The sequence below is a fragment of the Paenibacillus sp. FJAT-26967 genome, assembly GCF_001541095.1.
GTDB lineage: Bacteria > Bacillota > Bacilli > Paenibacillales > NBRC-103111 > Paenibacillus_F.
The window spans coordinates 180,579-202,678 of the sequence record NZ_LMXH01000006.1 but is presented as its reverse complement, the minus strand read 5'-3'; the positions used below and the strand labels follow the sequence as shown (position 1 = coordinate 202,678).

Genomic DNA, 22,100 nt, shown 5'->3' with positions numbered 1-22,100 from the left:
GAAGATAAAACAAATCGGATTTCTTAATTGAAATCCCATTTTGTTTTTGGAGGGACTTTTTATGTCTGCAGATTATTGGAACACCATGGTCCTGCCTATGCTGGAAGGGGCCCAGATGACCGTCCTGCTGTTCTTGATTGCTATTGTGGTCTCGATACCGCTCGGATTCGGGCTGACACTGGCGGTCAAAAGCAGCAGCAAACCGGTTTCCTGGCTGGCCCACACCTATATTTATGTCATGCGCGGTACGCCGCTGCTGCTTCAATTGCTCATTATTTGCTTCGGGCTGCCCATGCTGCCCGTTGTCGGCGAATATCTGGTACTGGACCGGTTCGCCGCAGCCTGTCTGGGATTCATCCTGAACTATGCCGCTTATTTCGCGGAGATCTTCCGCGGAGGACTGCTTGCTATCGACAAAGGGCAGTATGAGGCCTCTCAGGTGCTCGGCTTAAGCAAATGGCAGACCACTACGCGTATTATCCTGCCGCAAATGTTCCGGGTCGTGCTGCCGGCAGTATCCAATGAATCCATCACGTTGATTAAGGATACGGCGCTGCTCTATGCGGTCGCGGTGCCGGAGCTGCTGCACTTTGCACAGACCGCCGTAAACCGTGACTTTACCATTGTCCCGTTCTTTATAGCGGGTATTATTTATCTGATCATGACCCTTCTATTGACCTTGCTGTTCAAATGGATGGAAAGAAGATTTAAATACGAATAAAGGAATGGCGCTTGTGGCTATTATTGAAGTCGATGGGCTTACCAAATCATACGGTACCCTGGAAGTCTTGAAGAAAATGACGTTCGACGTCCATAAGAATGATGTCGTTGCGGTGATCGGGCCCTCCGGGTCAGGCAAAAGCACGATGCTCCGCAGCCTGGTTCACCTCGAAGAGATTAATGGCGGCAGCATCCGGGTGTCGGGTGAGTATCTGGTCCGGAACGGACTCTACTCTAAGCCGGGGGAGATTAAGAGAATCACCTCCAAGATGGGAATGGTGTTCCAGCATTTCAATCTTTTTCCCCACCTGACGGTAAAAGAAAACCTGGAGCTCGCCCCCAAAGTCGTAAAAGGTGAAACAGGTGCGGAAATCAGCCGCAGAAGCGCCGAGCTGCTGGAGAAGGTAGGCCTCGGAGGACGGGCGTCCGAGTATCCGTCCAGATTGTCGGGCGGCCAGAAGCAGCGGGTTGCGATTGCCCGGGCGCTGATGATGAACCCCGAGATCCTGCTCTTCGATGAGCCGACATCCGCCCTTGACCCCGAGCTGACGGGCGAGGTGCTTCAGGTGATGAAGAAGCTCGCAGAGGAGCATATGACGATGATCGTCGTGACTCACGAAATGGGGTTCGCCAGAGAGGTGGCTAACCGGGTGATGTTCATGGACCACGGGGAGATAATCGAATCGGGCCATCCGGAGCAGATCTTTACGAACCCCCAGTTCGACCGGACGAAGGCTTTTCTTAACCGGAGTTTTAAATAGTTCTTCTTGATAGAATAGCTACAGCAGACATCTTGCATGACAGGATGTCTGTTTGTTTATGTTAAGATGTGAGAAAGGAGGCTGTAAAACGATGGGTAATGAGACCAGACTGCCTGATTCGACTGAACCTTCTGCCAGAGGGGACAACCTCCAGACCGCAACGCTTGGTATGGGCTGCTTTTGGAGCCCGGAAGCCTTGTTCGGGCATTTGCCGGGTGTGGTTAGAACCCGTACAGGTTATGCGGGCGGCACCACCTCGGATCCGTCTTACCGTGAGATGGGGGATCATTCGGAGACGGTTCAAATTGACTTTGATCCGGATGGGATCACTTTCGGGGAAATCTTAGACATTTTCTGGAGCAGTCACAATCCGGTTAACATAAACGATTACAAGGGACGGCAATACATGTCCCTGCTCTTTCATCATGATGAGGAGCAGCGCCAAGAGATCCGGCATGTTATTCAAAAGCGGGCTGCACTAGGTAAAGGAAGGCCGGAGACGGAGATCGCCCCGTATTCCCGCTGGTACCTTGCCGAGAAGAGACACCAGAAGTATTATCTCCAAAGGTACCCGGACGCCGTGGATAAGCTGCGCCTTCTGTATCCTTCGGATGATGAATGGATGACCTCAACGCTGGCAGCCCGCTTGAACGGGCTGGCCAAGGGATATACGAATCTGGAGCGTATTATACAAGAAATTCAGAGCGGACCGTTCAGCCACGCGCACAAGGAGGCGGTGACAGGACTTATCCGGCAAATCCGGTGGTAGCCTGTATTCCGGGCGGCAGAATGCAGAGCAGCCCGTAAAGCGGACAGAGCGGCATTTTGATACACGATCAAGTGCAAGAGGCCGCATGCTTGACGTTTAACAGGCCGGCATGTCGGTGTGCCATTGTAGACGCAAGCTCGAAGGAATTGTGGACAGTATGTGCAGAAATAAAGAGAGACCTGATCCGGATCAGGTCTCTCTTGTTTAATAAAGTGAATATTCGGGACTAGAAATGAATATAACGTTCGAAAATCGGTGCAAAATCTTTGACCTTGTACTGTTTGTAGGACTTCTCCATCCATTCGTAGGCCGACTGATTAATACCGTTAAACTGTTCAACGAGATTGCCGTCAAGCTTGTTGATGCTGCTCAGTGTATTGGCGGCGATGGCCAGGCTTTCTTTGGAATGGCTGAGCTTAATCTCATTGTCGTACGTGATCTCTGAGATTTTGTTTAATGATTTGTAGAGGTCTTTAATTTCTTCAAGATGTTTCTTATGCACATCGATGCTGAAGATACGATCACCGATGGTGAATTTGATTTCCACATCAAGGTCGACCGTTCCCGCCGTTTCGATCGAGACGGCAGTAATTGGAGACAAGTAGTACGGGTAACGGTTAAGCGTACGTTTCTTGCTGATCGCGCTGGTTCCATCCAGGTGGATGAGGGCAAGATTGGTGAAACAGTATTCATCGGATTTCGATTTAATCAGGAAATAAATTTTCTCGCCATCCTCATGCATCACATAATCGTCGGCATCTACCTTATCGTAGTTCTCCGGGCGGATGACCGCACCGATATCGCTGAGCCCGAGCATGTCGGCAGCTGCTTTTTTGAACATGAACTTTCATCTCCGCTTCTTATCATCTAAAATGGGAATTCTTATGGTCGATATTTCCATTATAGTATAAGAAGATCATGTGTGAGAAGGAAAATTCCAATAGATTTAGAACGGAATAGTCCGGCATAGATGGCATTATTCTGAGGAGGAACTGGTATGAGAATATGGGACAGCCCGCTGGCGGAACCGGGCGTGTTGAAGAACCGTCTACGGATCTTGGCGGCTTTGGATGTGATCCTCTCTGCGGATAAATGGCCGCGCGTGCATCGTTATGAGCCGCAGTGGAGGGGTGGGGCCGAGCTGGGTATCGTAGATAACGGAGCGGGAGACGACTTGTATATCGTGTATGCACCGGAAGGGGTCATCATCAAAGGATTCGACCATCTGTCCCCACTAAGTCCCCATGCGGGAGAAGAATACGGTGTCTGGCCCGGTATATACGAAGAAACGCCCAAGGAACTGCTTGTCTACCTGGAGGATAACGAAATGTTCGAATACGAGGATGTGACATTCTGCATATGGCGGGAGTCAGGAGACTCACAGTGGCGGACAGGAGAGGTTGAGAATCCCGAGGGACTGGATGACGGTTCCGGATTCCTGTTGGGCAGACTGGAGAATACGCCGCAGCAGTATGCGGATTGGGCAGAAAGCTATTATGATGAGCCCGTCCATCTTGATGCGGTTCTTCAGATATTCAGCGGTTCCGCGATTACAGAGGAACTGATTGCTGCACTGAATCCCAAACGGGATGCAAAGGCTGCACTGGAGGAACTCGATGCCCTTGGCATTCAGGAAAGCAGGGCGTGATCAAACTCCGCAGCTTGTAGACACATACATCTTTTGAAGCAGGAACGGCAGGTTTCTTGGAAGTTCTTTATTTAGATAAAGGCAGCCCGGAGAGCCCGTACGCATAGGTCTGCACCTTGCTCGTACGCGTTCGCTCTCCAGCGGCTAGTCTGCTAATTCCCCTCTTTCATTAATGAAATCTAATTAACTGCGAAAAACTGGTTACCCGGCTGTCCCATCCAGATGTATACCCCCATGAGTCCGAACAGCAGCACGCAGAAGTTGACTACTACGAAGGTATAACGCAGCGCGGGCCTGCGATGGAAATTGAACAGCGTCTTGGATTCGCCCCGGCCTTCAATCAGAAAGATGATCAACAAGGTGTGGACGACGGTATGTCCGACGATTTCGGTGAAACCGAAAAAAGTGGTTGTGGACAGGAACACGCCAGTCAGGGCAAGGGCCGTGAAGCGGTTCATGAGGCCTACAATAAACGCCCAGGCAAGTCCTAATTCAATAAACGCGCTGATCAAGACGAAATCTTCTACGGTAAAACCGAGTGTCGGAATGCCGTATTCGTGCATAAGCGAGCAAGCGAGCTTGGCCAGCGTCATTTTCTCCATCGAAAGCCAGGCGAGTGATAATCCGGTAAAGGTATAGAGCACTGGGAGTGCGGAGCTTTTCCACTTGGTGTTGATAATAAGCAGGTAATAAATAATGCCGACGTAGAACATATAATCCAGTGATTCGAACAACCCGTATTGTGATAGCGTATACATATAGAGAATAGTCAAAGCGATACCGCTTACAAATAACAATTTCCTGTGAAGGAGCCCTATAATGGCTATGCTGAGCACAGCGTAGACCCACCATTGCTCGGATACAAAGGTCGGTGCAAGGTAGCTGCCGGTACTAAGCTGCAAGATCAGTCCCAAACCGAGGCCGATTCGCAGAATAGGAATCTGAAAGCGCTTTAGACGATCCAAAAAATGATGAACTTTGCGAATTAGACTGATCCGCTCCAACCGTTCGTTGAACATAGCGGACAGGAGTAGAACGACCAAGGTGAAGCCTAACCAGAATAAAAAAATGGGAGTAATAACTTTAGCCATGGGCATAGGATGCCAATCCATATCCTCCGTAAACCATTTGACGTGCATGTACAATCCGTTCCAATTCGGAACCCATCCATTCATAAACACTCATCTCCTTTGCATGCGAAAGATGTCGATAATGCCGTAGGTCCCGTACTATCATTCTTCAGGGAAAGCGTTAAAGCACCTTTTTTCGTAAACTCTATCTTATTGATAGTTTTTGTTTGTGTCCTTTATTCCAATTTATAGTATCATATCCAAATAGAATTGCAATCGACAATTTATGAGTCTTGAAAACAAATCCAAAACTTTTGTAAAAATTTTATAAAAAAAGCACAAATTTTGATAGAAAAAATGACACTAATCAACTAAATTCGACAATGAGTAGATGTTTTCGACATAAATGATTAGATAAGACGGAATAATTCTCCATAAAATGGCGACTTCTTATTTATAAAAATTATTAAATAGTAATCAAAATTAATAAATAATAAATACCTTTTGATTATTGATTTTACTAAAAAATCCAGTTTTCCAAGTGTCTGAAAAGTCCGCATTTTTATCGTAGATCTGCCCTAGAAAAACCGTTTCGCTTCATAACTGTGAGCGGCGGGTAAGAAAGTACACATAAGCAGCAATCACGATCAACTCTCTATAACGGAGGTGCCATACAACATGGAAGAGGAAAGAAAAACGACTGAGGGAACAACCGAGGAAGTCAGTGTGCAGAAACAGGGCAACAGTTACGTGCTTACGGGCAGAGAAGGCAAAGTAGGGGAAATCACTTATCAAATGGTCGATGTGGGTACTTGGGTAATTGATCATACGTATATTGATCCCCGTTACCGCGGCCATAATCTCGCAAGACAGCTGCTTAACATGGTGGTAGACGAAGCGAGAGAAAAGGGCCGTAAAATTATTCCGTCTTGTTCCTTTGCCTTGGAGCAGTTTGAGCAGAATCCGGAATACGCGGATGTATGGGATAACAAGACATCGACAAAGTATGCCGATCCTTATAGTTCGGATAGCGTTTCTCAATCAGGTCCATAAGGACGGGGGAGCTGCATAGCTCGTCAAAGACTTGTCATCCAGGGCTTGCGCTATGTGCGCAGGCCTTTTTGGCACATACGCTGCGTGGCGTCTACGGTGTTCATAAGCAGAGCTAACCGGTGCTGAAGCTTGCCAGATCACGGTTATTTGGTTCAGCGTGGGCGCTTCTCATGTTTAAGACGGGCCATTGTGCGGTTCTGCGGAAAAAAGATGAATATTTTACTGAGGATTTATGTAAACTCGTGGTATAATAAAGGTTCTACCATTTAAGATCTAATAGAAGGGCTGTCTGTATAATGAATGCAGGTAAAGATTGGAACCAAAAAGTTAAGCAAACGTTTAATGCAACGAGCAATGTAGCGGTTTTAACGCTTACCGAGGCAGGAGAACTACTGGGCCTTTCCAAGGATCAAATGAAGGTGTATGTCGATAAAAACAACTTGACCAAGGTACGGATCATGAGAAGCGTCCACAGGTATCTTCTGCTGAAAAGCGAAATAGATAAGATCGTAAGCAGCAAGTAGTGAAGCAGGGAAGCTGCACTGAGCCTAACAGGATCGGTGCTTTTTTGTATGTTCATTTGTAGAATAGATTCATGGTATGTAAGGTTAGATTGAAAAATTGAGTCGTTTGGAAAGGGGATTCTCCTGTGTCTGTCATCCGCATTCCCTGCAAAAGTGAAAACTGTGCGGCTGTTATTCTGCCGGCCACGGCCGACAAAACAGGCGGCTACTGCATGCCCTGCCGGCAAGCGATGAAACGGCGGGAGCAGGAGGAGTATATCCGTCTTAACCGCAAGGACATCAACCTCTACGAGAATGTTACGGATCCCGTTGAAATTCTGAAGATCATGTATACCCCGAGACAGCGAAATGTGCTGGAAAACTATATTCCATATGACAAGAGCGCGGAACAGCTCTACCGCATGCTCTCGAAGCACGATGTGGCTAAGCTGAAAGCTTATACCGCGGAATTAATCGGGCAGAGCAGGATGGACCAGGCAGAGGAGATACTTCTCTCTCTTGCCTGTTTTGCTGAGGTGCCGATTGCCGAATTTCTGGGAGACCTCATTCGTGAGCAGCGGTATTACCCCGGAATTCTGTACCGGCAGGCACCCGCCGGGATCAGAGACCATCTGATCTGCGAGATTGACACGGATGCAGGCAACCGCAATCATCTGCTGCTTGCTCTGGCCTGGATCGGGGATGAGACGGTCGTTGAGCTGTTCCGTAGGTGGCGTTCAGAGCCTCCGGTATGGCGCGGGGAGCTGTATGTGGCGCCCGAGCTATATGCGCATGAAGCAGGCTGGGAACTGACGGAAGACGGGCAGCGGAGGGATTTATTCTACAAGACCAGCTATCCGTTTGAACAAGGCGCCTCTGCCCCGGATGACGCCGCTGTTCTCCTGACAGAGAGCGGGCAAGGCTGTCAGTGGTGCGGCCGGCCGCTGGCGGTCCTGTTCGACCTTAATCTCGCTCATCCTTCGTTGGAGTTTCTGCGGATCGGGGGTGAGAGGCTGAAGATCGCCGCCTGTCTGACCTGCAACTGCTACGGATATATGTATACGGATGTGGAGACAGACGGGACTTTTGCCTGGAGCGTGCATAACGGGAAGCCGATGGGCGCGGGTGAAACCGGAGACGGGGAGGACGTCCGCGACTGGAGTGCTCCCCGCTCGCTGAGGCTATCTGCTGAGCCGCGCGGACCTTATTATGCCGCTGTATGGACAATGGAGCCAGCGGCATCCTCTCAAGTGGGCGGACACCCGGCCTGGATTCAGGACGCGGAATATCCGGACTGCCCGCAATGTTCCCGGGCAATGAAATTCATTGCGCAGCTGAACGGCGCGGACGTGGAGGTGTACGGCGAGGGGATCTACTACGGCTTCCTGTGTCAGCCCTGCGGGATAGCGGCGGTTCATTATCAGCAGACTTAGACTGCCGCGGCAGAAGTACAGCCCGGAGCCTTGCCCGAAGTGCAGGAACGCAGAACCAGTCGGCAATCCTTTAGGGAATCTTTCCGATATTGAAGCCGTTGCAGTTACTCCTCCAGATAATCCGCCGGTTCCCGGCAGCTGGACGGCGAAGAGCCGATGACTTTCTTGAACATCTTGGAGAAAAGAAACGGGTCGGTGTAGCCGACGGACCGGGCCACATCGCTGACGGTCAGCTCCTTGCTGCTGCGGAGCAGTTGAACGGCCCGGTTCATGCGGTATTCCAGCAGATAAATCTGCAGGGATACGCCGAACCGGACCTTGAACAGGCTGGACAAGTACGTCCGGTCCAGCCCGACGAAGCGGGCGATATCCGCGATGGAGATGCGCTGGCTGTAGCTGCTCTCCATGTACTCGATCGCCTTGCCGACGTAGGCCTCCTTCGTATTGGAGGGCCCCGGCTTGGCAGCTGCCGATGGAGAGCAGCGGATCAGCTCGGCTATCAGCCGGTACAGCGTGCTCTGGCTGAGCAGATCGCCGTGGGGCTCGGCGAGGGCGCTCTCCAGCTCGCTGTAGAACAGCTCCAGCCAGCTGCCCCTGCCCGCATCGAAGACGGGATCTTCGGGGGACAACTGAGCCCTCTGCATGAAGGCTTTGGCATGCAGCCCCTTGAAACCGACCCAGGAGTAAGTCCATGGGTCGGTTTGGTCTGCCCGGTAGTAGACAAGCGTACCGGGCGGGATCAGGAACCCCTGCCCGGCGGTCAGCGTATAGGTCTTATCACCGATCCTGTAGGTGCCCGATCCGCTGTGGACGTAGTGCAGGATGTAGGAGTCGCGCAGACCCGGCCCCCAGAAGTGTCCGGGAGGACAGTCCTGCCTGCCGAAGAACAGCAGGCTGAGGTCCATCTGGCCCTGCAGGGAATGCCTGGAGCTGACGACGTTAATCTGAGCCATGGAGCACCTCAATTCCTTCCGTGTAACATAGATCATAACAAATAAAAGGATGGAAGAGGGAGAATATACGGATTCAGAACTTGGATTATGACATGCAGCTAATGGGTTACTCCATGTTCTTCCCGCACAGCCCCGTTTATAGTTAGGTTAATTCCTATCCTACAATGTTCCAACTTAAACGGAGGCGAACTTACGATGTCCAAAATCACATTCCTGGGTGCGGGAAGCACTGTTTTTGTCAAAAATGTTCTGGGTGATGTCATGCTGACGGAAGCTCTTCAAGGATTTGAGCTGGCTTTATACGATATTGACGCCGGGCGTCTGAAAGATTCGGAGCAATTGCTGCAGAGCATGAAGCAGACCCTCGGAAGCAGCTGCACAGTCAAAGCCTACACAGACCGGAAAACAGCCCTGCGTGGCGCCAAGTATGTCATTAATGCGATCCAGGTAGGGGGCTATGACCCGTGCACGATTACGGATTTTGAAATCCCGAAGAAGTACGGCCTGCGTCAGACGATTGCGGATACGCTTGGAATCGGGGGCATTTTCCGGAATCTGCGGACGATCCCCGTTATGCTTGATTTCGCCCAGGATATTCAGGACGTATGTCCGGATGCGTGGTTCCTGAATTATACGAATCCGATGGCCGTGCTGACGAATGTTATGAATACAGTCGGCGGCGTTAAGACGGTCGGCCTCTGTCACAGTGTGCAGAAATGCGTATCGGAGCTGTTCGAAGCGCTGGATATGGACCAGACGGGCGTCCAGTCGAAGATCGCAGGCATTAACCATATGGCCTGGCTGCTTGAAGTGAAGAGTGGCGGCGTCGACCTGTATCCGGAGATTAAGCGCCGTGCCGCCCAGAAGCAGAAGGAGGGGCACAATGACATGGTGCGCTTCGAACTGATGCTGCGCTTTGGCTTCTATGTCACGGAATCGTCGGAGCATAACGCGGAATACCATCCTTATTTTATTAAGCGCGGCTATCCCGAGCTCATTGAGCGTTTCCGCATCCCGCTGGATGAATATCCGCGCCGCTGCGTGAATCAGATTAACGGCTGGGCATCGATGCGTGAGAAGCTGCTCGCGAGCGGGAACATCGGGCACACACGCAGTCATGAATATGCTTCCCGCATTCTGGATGCGATGGAGACCGATAAGCCGTATACAATCGGCGGCAACGTCATGAATACAGGTCTTATTACGAATCTGCCCGACGAAGCCTGTGTCGAGGTGCCGTGTCTCGTTGACGCTTCCGGTGTGACGCCGACTTATGTGGGGGCCCTCCCGCCGCAGCTGGCTGCACTGAACCGGACCAACATTAATACTCAGCTGCTCACCATCGAGGCGGCCGTAACCGGGCGCAAGGAGCACATTTACCACGCCGCTTTGCTGGACCCGCATACGTCCGCGGAACTGTCCATAGACGACATCGTGTCCTTGTGCGATGACCTTATCGAAGCACACGGCAGCTGGCTGCCGGCTTTTAAATAAATTGCCTTCCAGATTTCAAATAATGTCTTCCAGACCCCGGTATATTCCAGGGAAACGGAGGCTTCTGTGTCTCAATATGAACCGTAATTTGTAGCAGGCTCCCGTCTGCATATGAATTCTACTATATCAGTGCCGCTTGCCGCTGAGATTAGTTTCTTGGCTGCTTGATCTTGCGGTTACTAAAAGCAAATGCCCAGAGCTGGAACTCAGCCTGGGCATTCTGTATGTTGCGGCATCTGCACTTCCATTATTGTCCGCGCTGCGCCTCTCTTAGATCCGACCAGCGGATGAGCTTGATGTTCTCATCTTCGATTACCTGACGGATCTCGGCATCTCTGCATAGTGCCAATTCAATGCCGCGCCAAGCATAGTGCGGGGTCATCGCTTTAAGCTCTTCGGTGACAAGGGAAGGATGAATAATCAGCTCGGACACGCCGGCATTCAGCGCCCGGAGCGTTGCGATCATACGCTGCTTTACTTCTTCATAGCTTTCTCCGCTTCCCGGTGCGTAAGGCCAGTCCATCAGATAATCGGGAATGAGGACGCCCATAGTGTCCGCCAGCCCGGCTCTTGCCGCCGCAATCTCGATGATTGCGGGCTGAATGTATTGCCCGGTCAAGTAACGCGGCATGCGGAAAGGCAGTTTGTAAGCCGCGCAGACATCGAACACAATGTCCAGGAAGTCGCGGCCTGTTCTGAGCCCGTACAGACTGCCCATGTGATTATCCAGGTGAGTAGGATCTATGCCCATTGCGATAGCCAGTTCAATCTGCTGGACGATTTCGATCCGTACCTGCTGAGGGTCGGCGTTCTTCTCGAAGGTCAGACAATCCGCCGGGAAATAACCTTCCGCTGTCGTTAAAGATCCGGTGCCGGCATTCCGGGTGACAGGCCCCCATTTATGATTTTCCCATTCGCTCGTAAAAGTCAGGTGAATCCCTATATTGTGCTCGGGATGGGCGGCACTCCAGCGTGCCGCTTCCCGTGCCCAGCCGCACGGCATCATGATCGTAGCGGATGAAAGCGCTCCTTCCTCCAGAAGGTGCGAGATGCTTTCGTTGCCGGTGTGTGAAGCTCCAAAGTCATCCGCGTTGATAATTAACAACCGGTCCGTTTCGCTGTAGCCCAGTTTTTGCGCTGTTGTCATGCCAAGTTCCTCCTGACTTTGCTTAGAAATTTCTTCTTTGCATTCTTTCATTATAGTCCTCTTGACGGCGGAGCCACAAACAAGAGAGATTCCCGGCCATATTTGATACAATGGGAACAACAATCAGACCTTATGTGAAAAGGAGCCGTTCCTATGAAGTTTGTCCTGTTTGATTTTGATGGAACTATCGCAAATTCTTTGGACCGCATCGAGCAGGTCATTAACCAGTTAGCGGATAAGCACGGTTTTAAAAGGCTGGAACAGGACTCGCTCGATGAACTGCGCTCTCTGACTATCGCGGAAAGATGCAAGCGGATGGGCCTTCCCCTGTACAAACTCCCGTCGCTGGTGCTCGAATTTAACAGCCTGTACCGGCAGGATATGAGCGGGATGCAGCCGTATGCCGGTATGAAGGAGCTCTTCGGCGAGCTCAAAACAGCCGGTTACCGGCTGGCCGTCCTGTCTTCGAACTCCGAACCGGCGATACGAACATTCCTGGCCGCCCATGGAATGGAGACGGACATCGATCATGTGTACTGCACGAAGAGCCTGTTCGGCAAGCATAAGAAGCTGCGGCAGTTTCAGAAGGATCTCAGCCTGACGGCTGCTGACCTGATTTATGTGGGGGACGAGCAGCGTGATATTGAGGCTTGCCGGAAGGCAAAGGTGCGGATGATCGCCGTAACATGGGGGATCGACAAGCCGGAGCTGCTGGAAGCCGGGAGACCCGATAAACTGGCGGTGACTCCGTCCGATATTCCGCGGTATTTGCAGGAATTCGGATTTGCCCCGGCGTAAGCCGATAACTGATCGAAGTGGGGGCAGAAGCCCGGGCGGGGATCATCCTCGTGTTTATAATTTCATCACAAAAAACCCGGTATGCCGCTTGAGGCGGGCAAACCGGGTTTTCGCGTTGTTTGGAGCTTAACTCTCGATGCGGTCCAGCCAAGCGGGTCCTTTTGCCATGAGAAAACGGTAGAGAGCCACGTTCAGAAGGATAAACAAGACTAGCATGGAGATGAACACCGTATATACACCGAGTTTCAGTAAAAAAGTGAGAACGATCGGCGCGCCTCCGAGCAGAAGTCCAAGCAGCATCGGGAAGAGAGCGTTCAGATTCTGCTTAACGGCTTTCTGCTCATTGTCCCAGTGCAGCTTAGGATGCATCAGATCGATCCAGATGCCGATCAGGGACATAAAGAGAAGAAGCGGCAGGCCGGCTGCAAAGAGCATGACAAGGAAGAGCAGAGGCGTCTTCAGGAACACGGCAATCGAGACCAGGAGCAGAACCATGGTGATCAGGCTGAGCAGGAAGGCCGGAATGATTTTGCCTAAGAGAATGGTCCGGAACGGAATCGGCATGTACTTATTAATGAAGAACATCTGCCCCTCACGCGAAATGGCCGTTGCCGATGTCGAGTTGGCTCCGGATGTAAACAGCAGGACGCCCAGCCCGATGGCCAGGAAAATTCCGCCCGTTTCCGGGTCGAGAAGAATGGAGCCGATCTCTCCCAGCCCCGCTAAATTCTCCGTGTTGCTGGCGAGCGGAATGGCCATAATGACCGGCCACAGCAGGCTCATCAGCACGGTGTTGAGGAAATAGGCCGGTGTGCGCAGCAGAACCCGGATTTCCTTGAGGGTATAGGCCCGCACAGTAGAGCTTGGTGCCGCTGCACGATCGTACTGCTTGGAGGTGACAGCCCGGCGGCGTGAGAACGATTCGGAAGCGCCCATGACGCCGCCGAAATAAAGCTTTTCTCCAACGAAGGTGAAAACGCCGTAGAATACTGTGGTCAGCGCCAGGAAGAGGCCAAGGTAACCGAGACCGGTCCAGCTGTCCGCCATGATCAGAGCTTGAGACCCGAATTTGGCATTCGGGAACATGCGGGTCATAAGATCCAGCAGGCCTCCGTTGCTTTGAGTCAGGATCTGCTGCATTTGCTCCGGATCAGCGCCGGGCCGGTTGGTAATGCGCTGGAACATCAGATTAATGCCCAGCGACAAGGCTACGGCCAGAATGCCTGCGAACATCCGGAAGCGGTCCTTGTTCTTGGCTACGTTCGTGAACCGCATGAGCACCATAGCCAGCAGGGAAGCGATCACGAGCGGAATGACCGGCAGTGCAAGGAAGACAGCAAGACCGTATACGTAGAACAGAATACCGGCGCCGCTTTTGACTCCGTAGACGACCAGAAGCGGGCCGAAGAAGATGGCGATAAGGACATATTCGTAGAGCAGCGTCACGATAAACTTGGCGGACAGGATCTGATACGGTCGCAGCGGCAAAGGCAGCAGCTGATCAATGTCCTGGGCGAAGTAGAATACGTTGATGACATAGAAGATGCCGAACAGCAGTACGGCCATACTGACGACGCACATACCCAGACCAAGCAGAGCTCCCTCCTGTCCCGTCTGGGCCAGCCCTTCATACAGGGACGAGACAAAAGCAGAGATCGGAAAGATCAGGGAGGCGAGTACAAGGGCAAGGAGCACTTTCAGGACGGTTTGCCGGGCTTTCTTCTTGCCGGCGACCCCTCCTCCCCGCGCCGAAGCCTCACCGGCTCCGCCCATCATGAGCAGACCGCCGCCGTTCTTAAGCAGCATCCGGGTGAGCAGCCACGTTCTATTCATTGTTCGTCAGCTCCAGGAACAGACTTTCAAGCGAGCCGTTCTTCTTGAAATGCTCCTGCATTTCCCGGAACGTTCCGCAGAACAGGATAACGCCTTTGTTAATGATTGCGACACGGTCACAGAGCTTCTCGGCGACTTCCAGCACGTGTGTGGAGAAGAACACGGTGTTCCCGGCGTTGACGTGTTCACGCATCATTTCTTTGAGCGTGTAGGAGGACTTGGGATCGAGTCCGGTCAGAGGCTCATCCAGAATCCAGACCGAAGGATCGTGAAGCATAACGCCGATGACCACGATCTTTTGTCTCATGCCGTGGGAATAGCTCTGGATCGGGTCGTTAAGCGCGGCGCTCATATCGAAACGGGCGGCGAGCTTCTCAATGCGCTCCCGGCGCACTTCTTTGGGTACCTCATAGATGTCCGCCATGAAGATTAAATATTCCAATCCTTTTAACCTTAAGAACATATCCGGGCTGTCGGGCACATATCCGAACTGTTTCTTCGCTTCGAGCGGATTCTCCGCGATATCGACCTGGTTAATTCGAATCGACCCTTTGTCCGCCCGGATGATTCCGGTCAGCATCTTAATGGTGGTCGTCTTGCCGGCGCCGTTAGGGCCGAGGAAGCCGAAGATCTCTCCTTTGGGAATGGTCAGGTCCAGGTGTTCTACCGCTTTGGTACTACCGTTGTAGCTCTTGGTTACTCCTTTAATCTCGATCATTGTATGTCCCCCTTTGTTTCGGTTGGTGCTTGTTGAACGGAGCGGTTAACGTCCGGTTCCGATTCATCTTCTGCAGCTGAAGCAGCGGTGCCGGCTGCCGGCTTTTTTTGTATGGTAAGGATGGTATTAACCGTCAGTTTACGACGATCCGGTCCGGGTTCATGCCCCATTCGCCGCTGAAAGGCATCCGAAATTTCCTTGAACAGCTCAAGCTGTTCTTCCTCAGTCAGGTAAAAAGTAAGCTGGCTGTAGCCGGCCCGCTGCTCGAAGGGCAGCTCCTTACTCGCCAGAGCGGTATCAAAGTCTGTCAGCATGCTCCCCAGAAAGGTCATAAAGTGCCGGATATGGGCCTCATGAGTCTCTGTGGCCGCTTCATCGGCCGAGACGCCTACGGCGGCGGCAGCCAGCGCGTACACTTTCTCGATCGTCCCCCGCACGGCCCGCTCTTCAACAATCTGAAGCACTCCCGCGTCGGCTAGCTTGCGGATATGACGGTACAAGGATGCCTGAGGAACCTCAGGCAATCTTTCCCCGATCTGCTGGACGCTCAGCCTGCGGTCTCCGAGAAGAGTCTGAATGATCTTCATGCGGATGGGATGGACGATGAGATCCGCTTTCGATTCTTTCATAGATCGCAATCTCCCTCTCCATAACATTATCATTATCAATAATGATAATGTTAAATGCCCAATATTGCAATCTTTTCTTCTTATATTCTATTCCTATCCTAATAGTGTGATATTTAATACTGCAAAGTGAGGAGAAAAGAAGTAGACTTAAGCGGCATATGCTCAGCGTCCCGGGCTGCCGGCCTTAAACGTCTATGCTGTGCAGTAGTGGAGAGTCCTCCCTCAACTTGAAAAGGGGACTCGTACCTTCCTCTGCTCATACTTTCCTAGTGCTGTAGAGGTGACTTCTATGACCAGACTTATGTCGAAACGTATTTTATTTTCTTATTTAATAGCGGTAATGTCTCTTCAGTGGGGAATCGAGTTAGTGGGCAAGGAAGTATTCGGAGGCGGCCCGCAATCGGCATTTATGAATGTATGGATAAAGCTGGCTGCTCTGACACTGGCTTGCGGGTTGGGCAGCCTCCTGCTGTTCCGGAAAGTTGAAGCTGCTGCGCAGGCACAGGCCGCCCAGGGAGAGCAGGAGGCGGACGATAAAATCCGTGCTACGCTCGATAGTATTAAAGACGGATACTATGAAACGGATATAGACGGCCATTTTACATTTTTCAGCCAATCTTTAAGTGATTTGCTTGGGGTTCCTGCGGAAGAACTCGGAGGCTCCCATTACAGTGCGTTCATGAATGAGGCACATGCCGAGAAGCTCAGGCAGACGTTCAAATGGGTCCAGCAGACGGATGTTCCGGTAAACTGCGTGGAGTGGGAAGTGCTAGGGGATGGGCAGCCCGCTAGGTTCGTCGAAAGCTCAATCGTTCTCATTAACGGAATAGACGGAGGGGCGCCTGCCGGGTTTCGCGGAATTATCCGGGATATCACGGAGAGGCGGGATTCCGAGATCGAACTTGAGGAGAGCCGGAACCGGTACAAATCTTTGTACGAACACAACCCGGATCTGGTTTGTTCATTCAGTCTGGACGGCAGACTGCTTACGGCCAATCCGGCTACGGAGACCATTACGGGCTACGACACCAGTAAACTGCTAGGCTCCGAGTGCGAACCTTTTATGAAACAAGAGAGCGTTGCCCGTACGGTCCTGTATTTCAGACGTGCCCGGAACGGAGAATCCTCCAGTTTTGAAATGGCTATCCTGCACAAAGAGGGACATCCGGTCGAACTTCAGGTAAGGCTGGTGCCCATTATTGTAGGCGGGGAAGTTGTCGGGGTGTTCGGAATCGGCAAAGACATTACGGAGCAGAAGATATCCGAGCAAACTATCAACCATCTGGCTTACCACGATGCACTAACCGATTTGCCGAACCGGAGACTTTTTCAGGAAAAGCTGTCCCTTGCCTTGAAGCATGCCATCTGCAGCCGGCAGAGGCTTGCGCTTATGTTCCTGGATCTGGACCGGTTTAAATACATAAATGACTCTATGGGGCATAATTTCGGAGACCAGCTGCTTCAAATTGTAGCCAAGCGGTTGACCGGATGTCTTCAAGGACAGGGGATGATCGCCCGGATGGGGGGAGATGAATTCACCATTCTTCTTCCAGTCGTCCAGGGGGAAGAGGAAGTGGAGACAGTCGTCCGTTCGATTATCCAGTCGATTAACCGGCCCTTTATGATTGCCGGGCAGGAATGCTCGGTAACGACCAGCATCGGCATCAGCATGTACCCGGATGATGGAGCGGATGTGAGCATGCTCATGAAGAATGCGGATGCGGCCATGTACCGCGCCAAGGAAAAGAATCCGAACGCCTACGAGTGGTCGACTCCATCCATGAGTGCAGATGCACTGGAGCGTCATGCCATTGAGCAGGAATTGCGAAAGGCCGGTGCGCGCAATGAATTCGTGCTGCACTACCAGCCTCAAGTTAACCTGGGATCGGGAGAGGTCGTCGGGATTGAGGCGCTGCTCCGCTGGGATCATCCGACGCGGGGGATGGTCTCCCCAGCCGACTTTATTCCGCTGGCTGAGGAAACGGGGCTGATTGTGGGTATCGGCGAATGGGTGCTCCGTACGGCTTGCAGGCAGAATAAAGAATGGCAGCTCGCCGGCTATCAACCGGTACGGATGGCGGTCAATTTGTCCGTCTCCCAATTCATGCAGGACAATATCGTCGAGATTGTCTCCGGTATTCTGGAGGAAACCGGACTGGAGCCGAGATATCTGGAGCTTGAGATTACGGAGAGTGTCGCGATGCGCAACGCGGATAAGGTCTCCGTCAAATTGGAAAAGCTCAAAAATCTCGGTCTGCAGATTTCCATCGACGATTTCGGGACCGGTTATTCATCGCTCAGTTATCTGCAGCAGTTTCCGATTAATCGTCTGAAGATCGACCGCTCTTTCGTGAACAAAGTGACGCAGTCGGAAGATGATGCGGTGATTGCTTCCTCGATTATTGCGATGGCGCGGAGCCTTAAGCTCGAAGTGATCGCCGAAGGCGTGGAGACAGCCGAACAGTTCGATTTCTTGAGAAGACGGGCCTGCACCGAGATGCAGGGCTACTTCTTCAGCAGGCCGCTTCCGGCCGGGGAAATCGTAGAATTGCTCCGGTATGCGGAGGATGAAGAACGAGCCGCTATCGTATGAAATTAAAATCGGCCGTATCCAGATATCCGGGCTCTTTGAACCAGGACAGCTGTCCCCGGAAGGGGCGGCTGTTTTTTTGCGTTGCGTATGGAGGAGACCAGCCTAACCTTTCCTGAATATTCTTTTATGAAAAAATAACGAAACCTTGTAACGAAATTCAGTCATCTGTTACAAATAGAGTGATTCACTAAATCGAGAAGAACAGCGGAGAAGGTTTCAAGCGAAGCCTGCCGTTCGGTCATGTTCGGATGAGGAGGAGCGCATGGCGCTGGAGGAACTCTATAGAGATACACAACCGCGGATGCATGCCTTCTTCTACATACGGACGGGCAGCAGGGAGGCGGCGGAGGATTTGACTCAGGAAGTTTTCTATGAGGCGGTCAAAGGATACCGGTCGTTCACCGGGCAGTCGACGGTTCGGACTTGGCTGTTCGGCATAGCGAAGAACAAATTGAGCAATTATTACCGCTCCAAGAAGAGCAAGGAGAACTTGGCGCTTAAGCTCGCAGGTGAGCCTGCTGCGGAATCGCTCACGCCGGAGAAGCAGGTTATCCAGAGTGAGCAGCAGCAGCGGCTGCTGGCTCAGATCGACCGCCTGGACGACCTGTCCAAAGAGATCGTTACCCTGCGCATGTACGCGGAGCTGTCCTTCAAAGAAATCGGTCAGCTGACAGGCGCTGCCGAGAACAGTGTGAGGGTCAGGTTTCACCGGGCCAAGCTGCAACTGCACAAAGAGCTGGAGGGATATTATGGACCATAATGTGCGGCATATCATCGAGGATCTGCTTCCTTTGTATACGGAAGGGCTGCTCAGCGAGGAGACGACGAAGTGGCTGGAAGCCCAGATCCAAGGGAATAAGGAATACGAGGATCTGCTCCGGATGTCCCGGGAGCCGCTCCCTATAGCGGAAATACCCGCCGCGGCCGACTATGAGAGCATGATGAAGAACATTAACCGGAAGCTTTCCCTCTATCAGATGCTGTTTATCGCGATTTCTTTTTTCCTGGCCATCCGCACCTCGATTCTTAATGAAAGCTTTGGTTTTGTTCTCTGGTACACCGTGCTGGGGCTGGTCACGTATCTTTTCTATCAAGAGATGAAGCTCGTGCTGTTTATATCCCTCGTACCGATTTTTATCTGGTCGCTCGGAGACAGCATTGCTCAGATGATGAGTGGGACCTCAGGAGGGGCTGCACTCGGTTCATTCTTGGTGCAATCGCTGTTTGGAGCGGGATTGATGGCTCTGATTCACGGCCTGTTCGCCGTAATAGGCGCTCTAATCGGTTTGCTGGTGTTGAAAATTCGGAAAGAGGGGGAAGCAGGATGAAGAAGAAAAAGAAACGGAAGCTGCTTTATCTCGCTCTGCTGATTGTGCTTGTGCTCTTTGTGGGCTCGCTGTATAACTCGCTCAATGGGAATCCCGTCAGTAAATGGCTGGCCAAGCGTGAGCTTCAGCAGTTTATAACCAAGACATATCCGGACAAAGAGCTGCGGATTAAAGAGGGAATGTATAACTTCAAATTTAAAAGATACGAATTTACAGTCGTGGAGATTGGGACCTCAGGGGACAAAGGAACTGCGCTAGAGCATGATTTCGAGGTGGGAGGATTTAAGCCTAAGGTGGTTATAGACGGTATCCGGATGGATAATCTGGACTTTACTCTCATGGATAAGCTGAGTGAGGAGGCGGGGGAGGAGATCAAGCGGAAGATTGAGCCTGAGATCCCGGAGGTCAGGAAAGTAACGGTTCAGTTGGAAGTAGTTCAAGGGCAGTATGCCGGGGACACCCGTTGGAACAAGAGTCTGAAATTCGATGAACCTTTGTACATTCACATCGTCCTGGATTCGACAAAGGCTGCCAAAGAAGAGGTGCTGGCTGCCGCGCAGGTTATTCAGTCTCTCCTGAATGCGGAAGGCTACGATTATCGTTCTTTTACCATAAACGGTAATGTCATGGGAGACAAAGACGCGGGGGCCAAAGATGAATTCGGCTATGTAAAGTATTCGATCGGAGTGGAGAAGAACAGCAAGATTACCTTGAAGGATGTTGAGGAATTCAGCGGCAAATAAACCGTGGAAGTCCCGGTTGGAATAGGATGCAAAAGCAAAAGAGTACAATCCTCAGGAAGGAATGTACTCTTTTGTGCGTTATTTCATGCCTGAAATGCTGTAGTTGTCGATGATGTATTTCTGGAAGATCGCGAAGATGATCAGAATAGGTACCACCATGAACGCTGAACCGGCCATCTGCAGCGCGAAGTTGCTGCTGTACTGGCCCTTCAGCAGGGATAATCCGACCGACAGGGTGTACAGCTTCTCGTCGTTGGCGATGATCAGCGGCCAGAGGAAGCTGTTCCATCCGGCTATGAACGTCAGGATAGCCTGTACCGATAGAATCGGCTTGGACATCGGAAGAACGATTTGAAAGAACGTCCGGAACTCGCTGGCACCGTCAAGCCGGGTCGCTTCCAGCAGTTCATCCGGAATCGCCGACATGAACTGGCGGAACAGGAAGATGCCGAACGCTCCGACAAGACCCGGCAGTACGATACCGATCAAGGTGTTCGTCAGTTCCATCGAGTTCAGGATGAGATAGACGGGAATCATCGTAACCTGTCCCGGAATCATCATAGTGGCAAGAACGAGATAGAACAGTTTGTCACGGCCCTTGAACTTGTATTTGGCAAAGCCGAAGCCGGCCATGGCATTCAGGAACAGGCCTAGAAATGAGAACAATACGATGATCAGCGTGTTTTTCAGATAAACCCCGAAGTTCATATTGGCGAACAAATTCTTGAAGTTATCCATGGTGAACGTTTCGGGCAATAGGGTAGGCGGTATTCGCAGCACTTCACTTTCCGGTTTGAACGCGGATAGAATCATCCAAACGAACGGAATCAGGAATAGGATGCCGCCAAGGGTCAGCAAGGTAAAGACGATCCATTGAAACAAAGTACTGGATCCGGAATTACTCGTCCGGACCGTTCGCAGATTTGCGGATTTTGCAGCCACAAGGTTTCCCTCCGTTCGTATCAGATATCGGTTTCTTTGTTCTGGAGCCGGAACTGAATAATGGTAATGACAATAATCGCAATAAACAGGACGAAAGAACCTGCAGCGGCATAGCCGAAATTGCTCAGCTTAAAGCCGTTGTTATACACAAACAGTGCGACAGACGTCGTTCCATCCAGCGGTCCGCCTTCCGTCATGACGAAGGGTTCTTCGAAGAACTGGAGCCAGCCGATCATGGTGGTGATCGAAACGAAGAAGATCGCGAAACGGAGCATAGGCACCGTAATATGAATCATCTGCTGCCATGTGTTAGCTCCATCCAGCTGTGCGGCTTCGTAATAGGTTTTGGGGATTCCCTGCAGAGCAGCGATGAAAATAATCATATTGAGCCCTATAGCACGCCATAACGCCAGAAGAATCAAGGATATTTTAGCCATAACCGGATCGGTAAGCCATGGGATCTTATCAAAACCTGCTGATTCCAGTACATAATTGAAAAGGCCGAAGGCAGGATTGTATAAGTAACTCCAAACGACGGCCACCGCAACTACGTTAGTGACGGACGGCAGGTAATAGATGACCCGGAACGCTTTGAAAATACGTGAAGTTCCATAGTTAATCAACAATGCGATACCGAGGGAGAAGATAACGACACACGGTACCCCGATGATGACATAGAACAGGGTGTTCGTGATGGCTTTCAGGAAAAGCGGATCCTGGAGGACATTGATATAGTTCTCGAAGCCGATGAAGTTAATGTTGGAATAGTCGGCCAATCCGGCCAGATCCATATCGGTAAAGGAGATAATTAATGCAACAAAGATAGGAAGCAGGGAGAAAAGTGTAAGCAGTATCATGGTAGGTGCTATAAAAAAATAGGGCGCTTTGCTGTTGCTGAATCCCTTCATCTCATGTCCCTTCCTTCACTGTCGCCCGGATAGGCGGGCCGTTAATAGCTAAACCGG

General features: G+C 51.5%; 22 protein-coding genes. 13 read left to right on the top strand and 9 right to left on the bottom strand.

The window, feature by feature from the left end; translation table 11 throughout:
• Positions 1–61 precede the first annotated feature (61 nt).
• The 3 genes from AR333_RS20090 to msrA all read left to right on the top strand — a co-directional run bounded on the left by AR333_RS20090 (position 62) and on the right by msrA (position 2,250).
• Positions 62–721 (top strand): amino acid ABC transporter permease, encoded by a 660-nt coding sequence (locus AR333_RS20090; protein WP_068777158.1) that lies wholly within the window; start codon positions 62–64, stop codon positions 719–721.
• Positions 722–734: 13 nt separating this feature from the next.
• Complete coding sequence (locus tag AR333_RS20085) at positions 735–1,481, top strand: amino acid ABC transporter ATP-binding protein (RefSeq protein WP_068777157.1); 747 nt, start codon at positions 735–737, stop codon at positions 1,479–1,481.
• A gap of 91 nt (positions 1,482–1,572) precedes the next feature.
• Positions 1,573–2,250, top strand: coding sequence for a peptide-methionine (S)-S-oxide reductase MsrA (gene msrA, locus AR333_RS20080; RefSeq protein ID WP_068777156.1), 678 nt, complete (start codon positions 1,573–1,575; stop codon positions 2,248–2,250).
• 226 nt (positions 2,251–2,476) lie between these two features.
• On the opposite strand, the gene AR333_RS20075 is transcribed toward msrA, so the two are convergent.
• On the bottom strand, positions 2,477–3,091 hold the full coding sequence (locus AR333_RS20075; protein ID WP_068777155.1) for a PH domain-containing protein: 615 nt from the start codon (positions 3,089–3,091) through the stop codon (positions 2,477–2,479).
• A 156-nt stretch (positions 3,092–3,247) separates the two neighbouring features.
• On the opposite strand from AR333_RS20075, the gene AR333_RS20070 reads away from it, so the two are divergent.
• Positions 3,248–3,898 (top strand): hypothetical protein, encoded by a 651-nt coding sequence (locus tag AR333_RS20070; RefSeq protein ID WP_068777154.1) that lies wholly within the window; start codon positions 3,248–3,250, stop codon positions 3,896–3,898.
• A 179-nt stretch (positions 3,899–4,077) separates the two neighbouring features.
• Here the strand turns inward: AR333_RS20070 and AR333_RS20065 are convergent, their stop codons facing one another.
• Positions 4,078–5,073 carry a hypothetical protein gene (locus AR333_RS20065; protein ID WP_253735919.1) on the bottom strand — a complete coding sequence of 332 codons (996 nt, stop codon included), beginning with the start codon at positions 5,071–5,073 and terminating at the stop codon, positions 4,078–4,080.
• A gap of 573 nt (positions 5,074–5,646) precedes the next feature.
• Here AR333_RS20065 and AR333_RS20060 point away from each other — a divergent pair.
• From AR333_RS20060 to AR333_RS20050, 3 genes are all read left to right on the top strand, one after another.
• On the top strand, positions 5,647–6,021 hold the full coding sequence (locus AR333_RS20060; RefSeq protein ID WP_156430970.1) for a GNAT family N-acetyltransferase: 375 nt from the start codon (positions 5,647–5,649) through the stop codon (positions 6,019–6,021).
• 296 nt (positions 6,022–6,317) lie between these two features.
• Entirely contained in the window at positions 6,318–6,545 is a 228-nt protein-coding gene (locus AR333_RS20055; RefSeq protein ID WP_068777152.1) for a hypothetical protein, read from the top strand.
• A 125-nt stretch (positions 6,546–6,670) separates the two neighbouring features.
• The gene (locus tag AR333_RS20050) at positions 6,671–7,957 is read left to right on the top strand and encodes a DUF1963 domain-containing protein (protein WP_253735918.1); all 1,287 of its coding nucleotides are present in this window, start codon (positions 6,671–6,673) and stop codon (positions 7,955–7,957) included.
• Between the two features lie 104 nt (positions 7,958–8,061).
• Here the strand turns inward: AR333_RS20050 and AR333_RS20045 are convergent, their stop codons facing one another.
• The gene (locus AR333_RS20045) at positions 8,062–8,922 is read right to left on the bottom strand and encodes an AraC family ligand binding domain-containing protein (protein ID WP_367584834.1); all 861 of its coding nucleotides are present in this window, start codon (positions 8,920–8,922) and stop codon (positions 8,062–8,064) included.
• A 183-nt stretch (positions 8,923–9,105) separates the two neighbouring features.
• On the opposite strand from AR333_RS20045, the gene AR333_RS20040 reads away from it, so the two are divergent.
• On the top strand, positions 9,106–10,404 hold the full coding sequence (locus AR333_RS20040) for an alpha-glucosidase/alpha-galactosidase (protein WP_068777150.1): 1,299 nt from the start codon (positions 9,106–9,108) through the stop codon (positions 10,402–10,404).
• Positions 10,405–10,651: 247 nt separating this feature from the next.
• Here AR333_RS20040 and AR333_RS20035 read toward each other — a convergent pair whose 3' ends face one another.
• Positions 10,652–11,551 carry a polysaccharide deacetylase family protein gene (locus AR333_RS20035; protein WP_068777232.1) on the bottom strand — a complete coding sequence of 300 codons (900 nt, stop codon included), beginning with the start codon at positions 11,549–11,551 and terminating at the stop codon, positions 10,652–10,654.
• 153 nt (positions 11,552–11,704) lie between these two features.
• Here AR333_RS20035 and AR333_RS20030 point away from each other — a divergent pair, with 153 nt between their 5' ends.
• Positions 11,705–12,349 carry an HAD hydrolase-like protein gene (locus tag AR333_RS20030; RefSeq protein ID WP_068777149.1) on the top strand — a complete coding sequence of 215 codons (645 nt, stop codon included), beginning with the start codon at positions 11,705–11,707 and terminating at the stop codon, positions 12,347–12,349.
• A gap of 126 nt (positions 12,350–12,475) precedes the next feature.
• Here AR333_RS20030 and AR333_RS20025 read toward each other — a convergent pair whose 3' ends face one another.
• The 3 genes from AR333_RS20025 to AR333_RS20015 are packed head-to-tail and all read right to left on the bottom strand — an operon-like array spanning position 12,476 to position 15,529.
• Entirely contained in the window at positions 12,476–14,182 is a 1,707-nt protein-coding gene (locus AR333_RS20025) for a hypothetical protein (RefSeq protein ID WP_068777148.1), read from the bottom strand.
• Positions 14,175–14,900, bottom strand: a complete 726-nt coding sequence (locus AR333_RS20020; protein ID WP_068777147.1) for an ABC transporter ATP-binding protein — start codon at positions 14,898–14,900, stop codon at positions 14,175–14,177. Before AR333_RS20020 ends, AR333_RS20025 begins: the two co-directional genes overlap by 8 nt.
• Positions 14,897–15,529, bottom strand: a complete 633-nt coding sequence (locus tag AR333_RS20015) for a helix-turn-helix domain-containing protein (RefSeq protein ID WP_068777146.1) — start codon at positions 15,527–15,529, stop codon at positions 14,897–14,899. The genes AR333_RS20020 and AR333_RS20015 overlap by 4 nt, the downstream gene beginning before the upstream one ends.
• A gap of 289 nt (positions 15,530–15,818) precedes the next feature.
• Here AR333_RS20015 and AR333_RS20010 point away from each other — a divergent pair, with 289 nt between their 5' ends.
• From AR333_RS20010 to AR333_RS19995, 4 genes are all read left to right on the top strand, one after another.
• A complete protein-coding gene (locus tag AR333_RS20010; RefSeq protein WP_068777145.1) occupies positions 15,819–18,122 on the top strand; it encodes a bifunctional diguanylate cyclase/phosphodiesterase in 2,304 nt (767 codons plus the stop codon).
• A 262-nt stretch (positions 18,123–18,384) separates the two neighbouring features.
• Positions 18,385–18,882 (top strand): RNA polymerase sigma factor, encoded by a 498-nt coding sequence (locus tag AR333_RS20005; RefSeq protein ID WP_068777144.1) that lies wholly within the window; start codon positions 18,385–18,387, stop codon positions 18,880–18,882.
• Positions 18,872–19,450 carry a hypothetical protein gene (locus tag AR333_RS20000; protein WP_172798905.1) on the top strand — a complete coding sequence of 193 codons (579 nt, stop codon included), beginning with the start codon at positions 18,872–18,874 and terminating at the stop codon, positions 19,448–19,450. Before AR333_RS20005 ends, AR333_RS20000 begins: the two co-directional genes overlap by 11 nt.
• The gene (locus tag AR333_RS19995) at positions 19,447–20,193 is read left to right on the top strand and encodes a hypothetical protein (protein WP_068777142.1); all 747 of its coding nucleotides are present in this window, start codon (positions 19,447–19,449) and stop codon (positions 20,191–20,193) included. Before AR333_RS20000 ends, AR333_RS19995 begins: the two co-directional genes overlap by 4 nt.
• 78 nt (positions 20,194–20,271) lie before the next feature.
• Here AR333_RS19995 and AR333_RS19990 read toward each other — a convergent pair whose 3' ends face one another.
• Both AR333_RS19990 and AR333_RS19985 read right to left on the bottom strand, forming a co-directional pair.
• Positions 20,272–21,114 carry a carbohydrate ABC transporter permease gene (locus tag AR333_RS19990; RefSeq protein ID WP_253735927.1) on the bottom strand — a complete coding sequence of 281 codons (843 nt, stop codon included), beginning with the start codon at positions 21,112–21,114 and terminating at the stop codon, positions 20,272–20,274.
• Between the two features lie 41 nt (positions 21,115–21,155).
• Positions 21,156–22,043 carry a carbohydrate ABC transporter permease gene (locus tag AR333_RS19985; protein ID WP_068777140.1) on the bottom strand — a complete coding sequence of 296 codons (888 nt, stop codon included), beginning with the start codon at positions 22,041–22,043 and terminating at the stop codon, positions 21,156–21,158.
• Positions 22,044–22,100 lie beyond the last annotated feature (57 nt).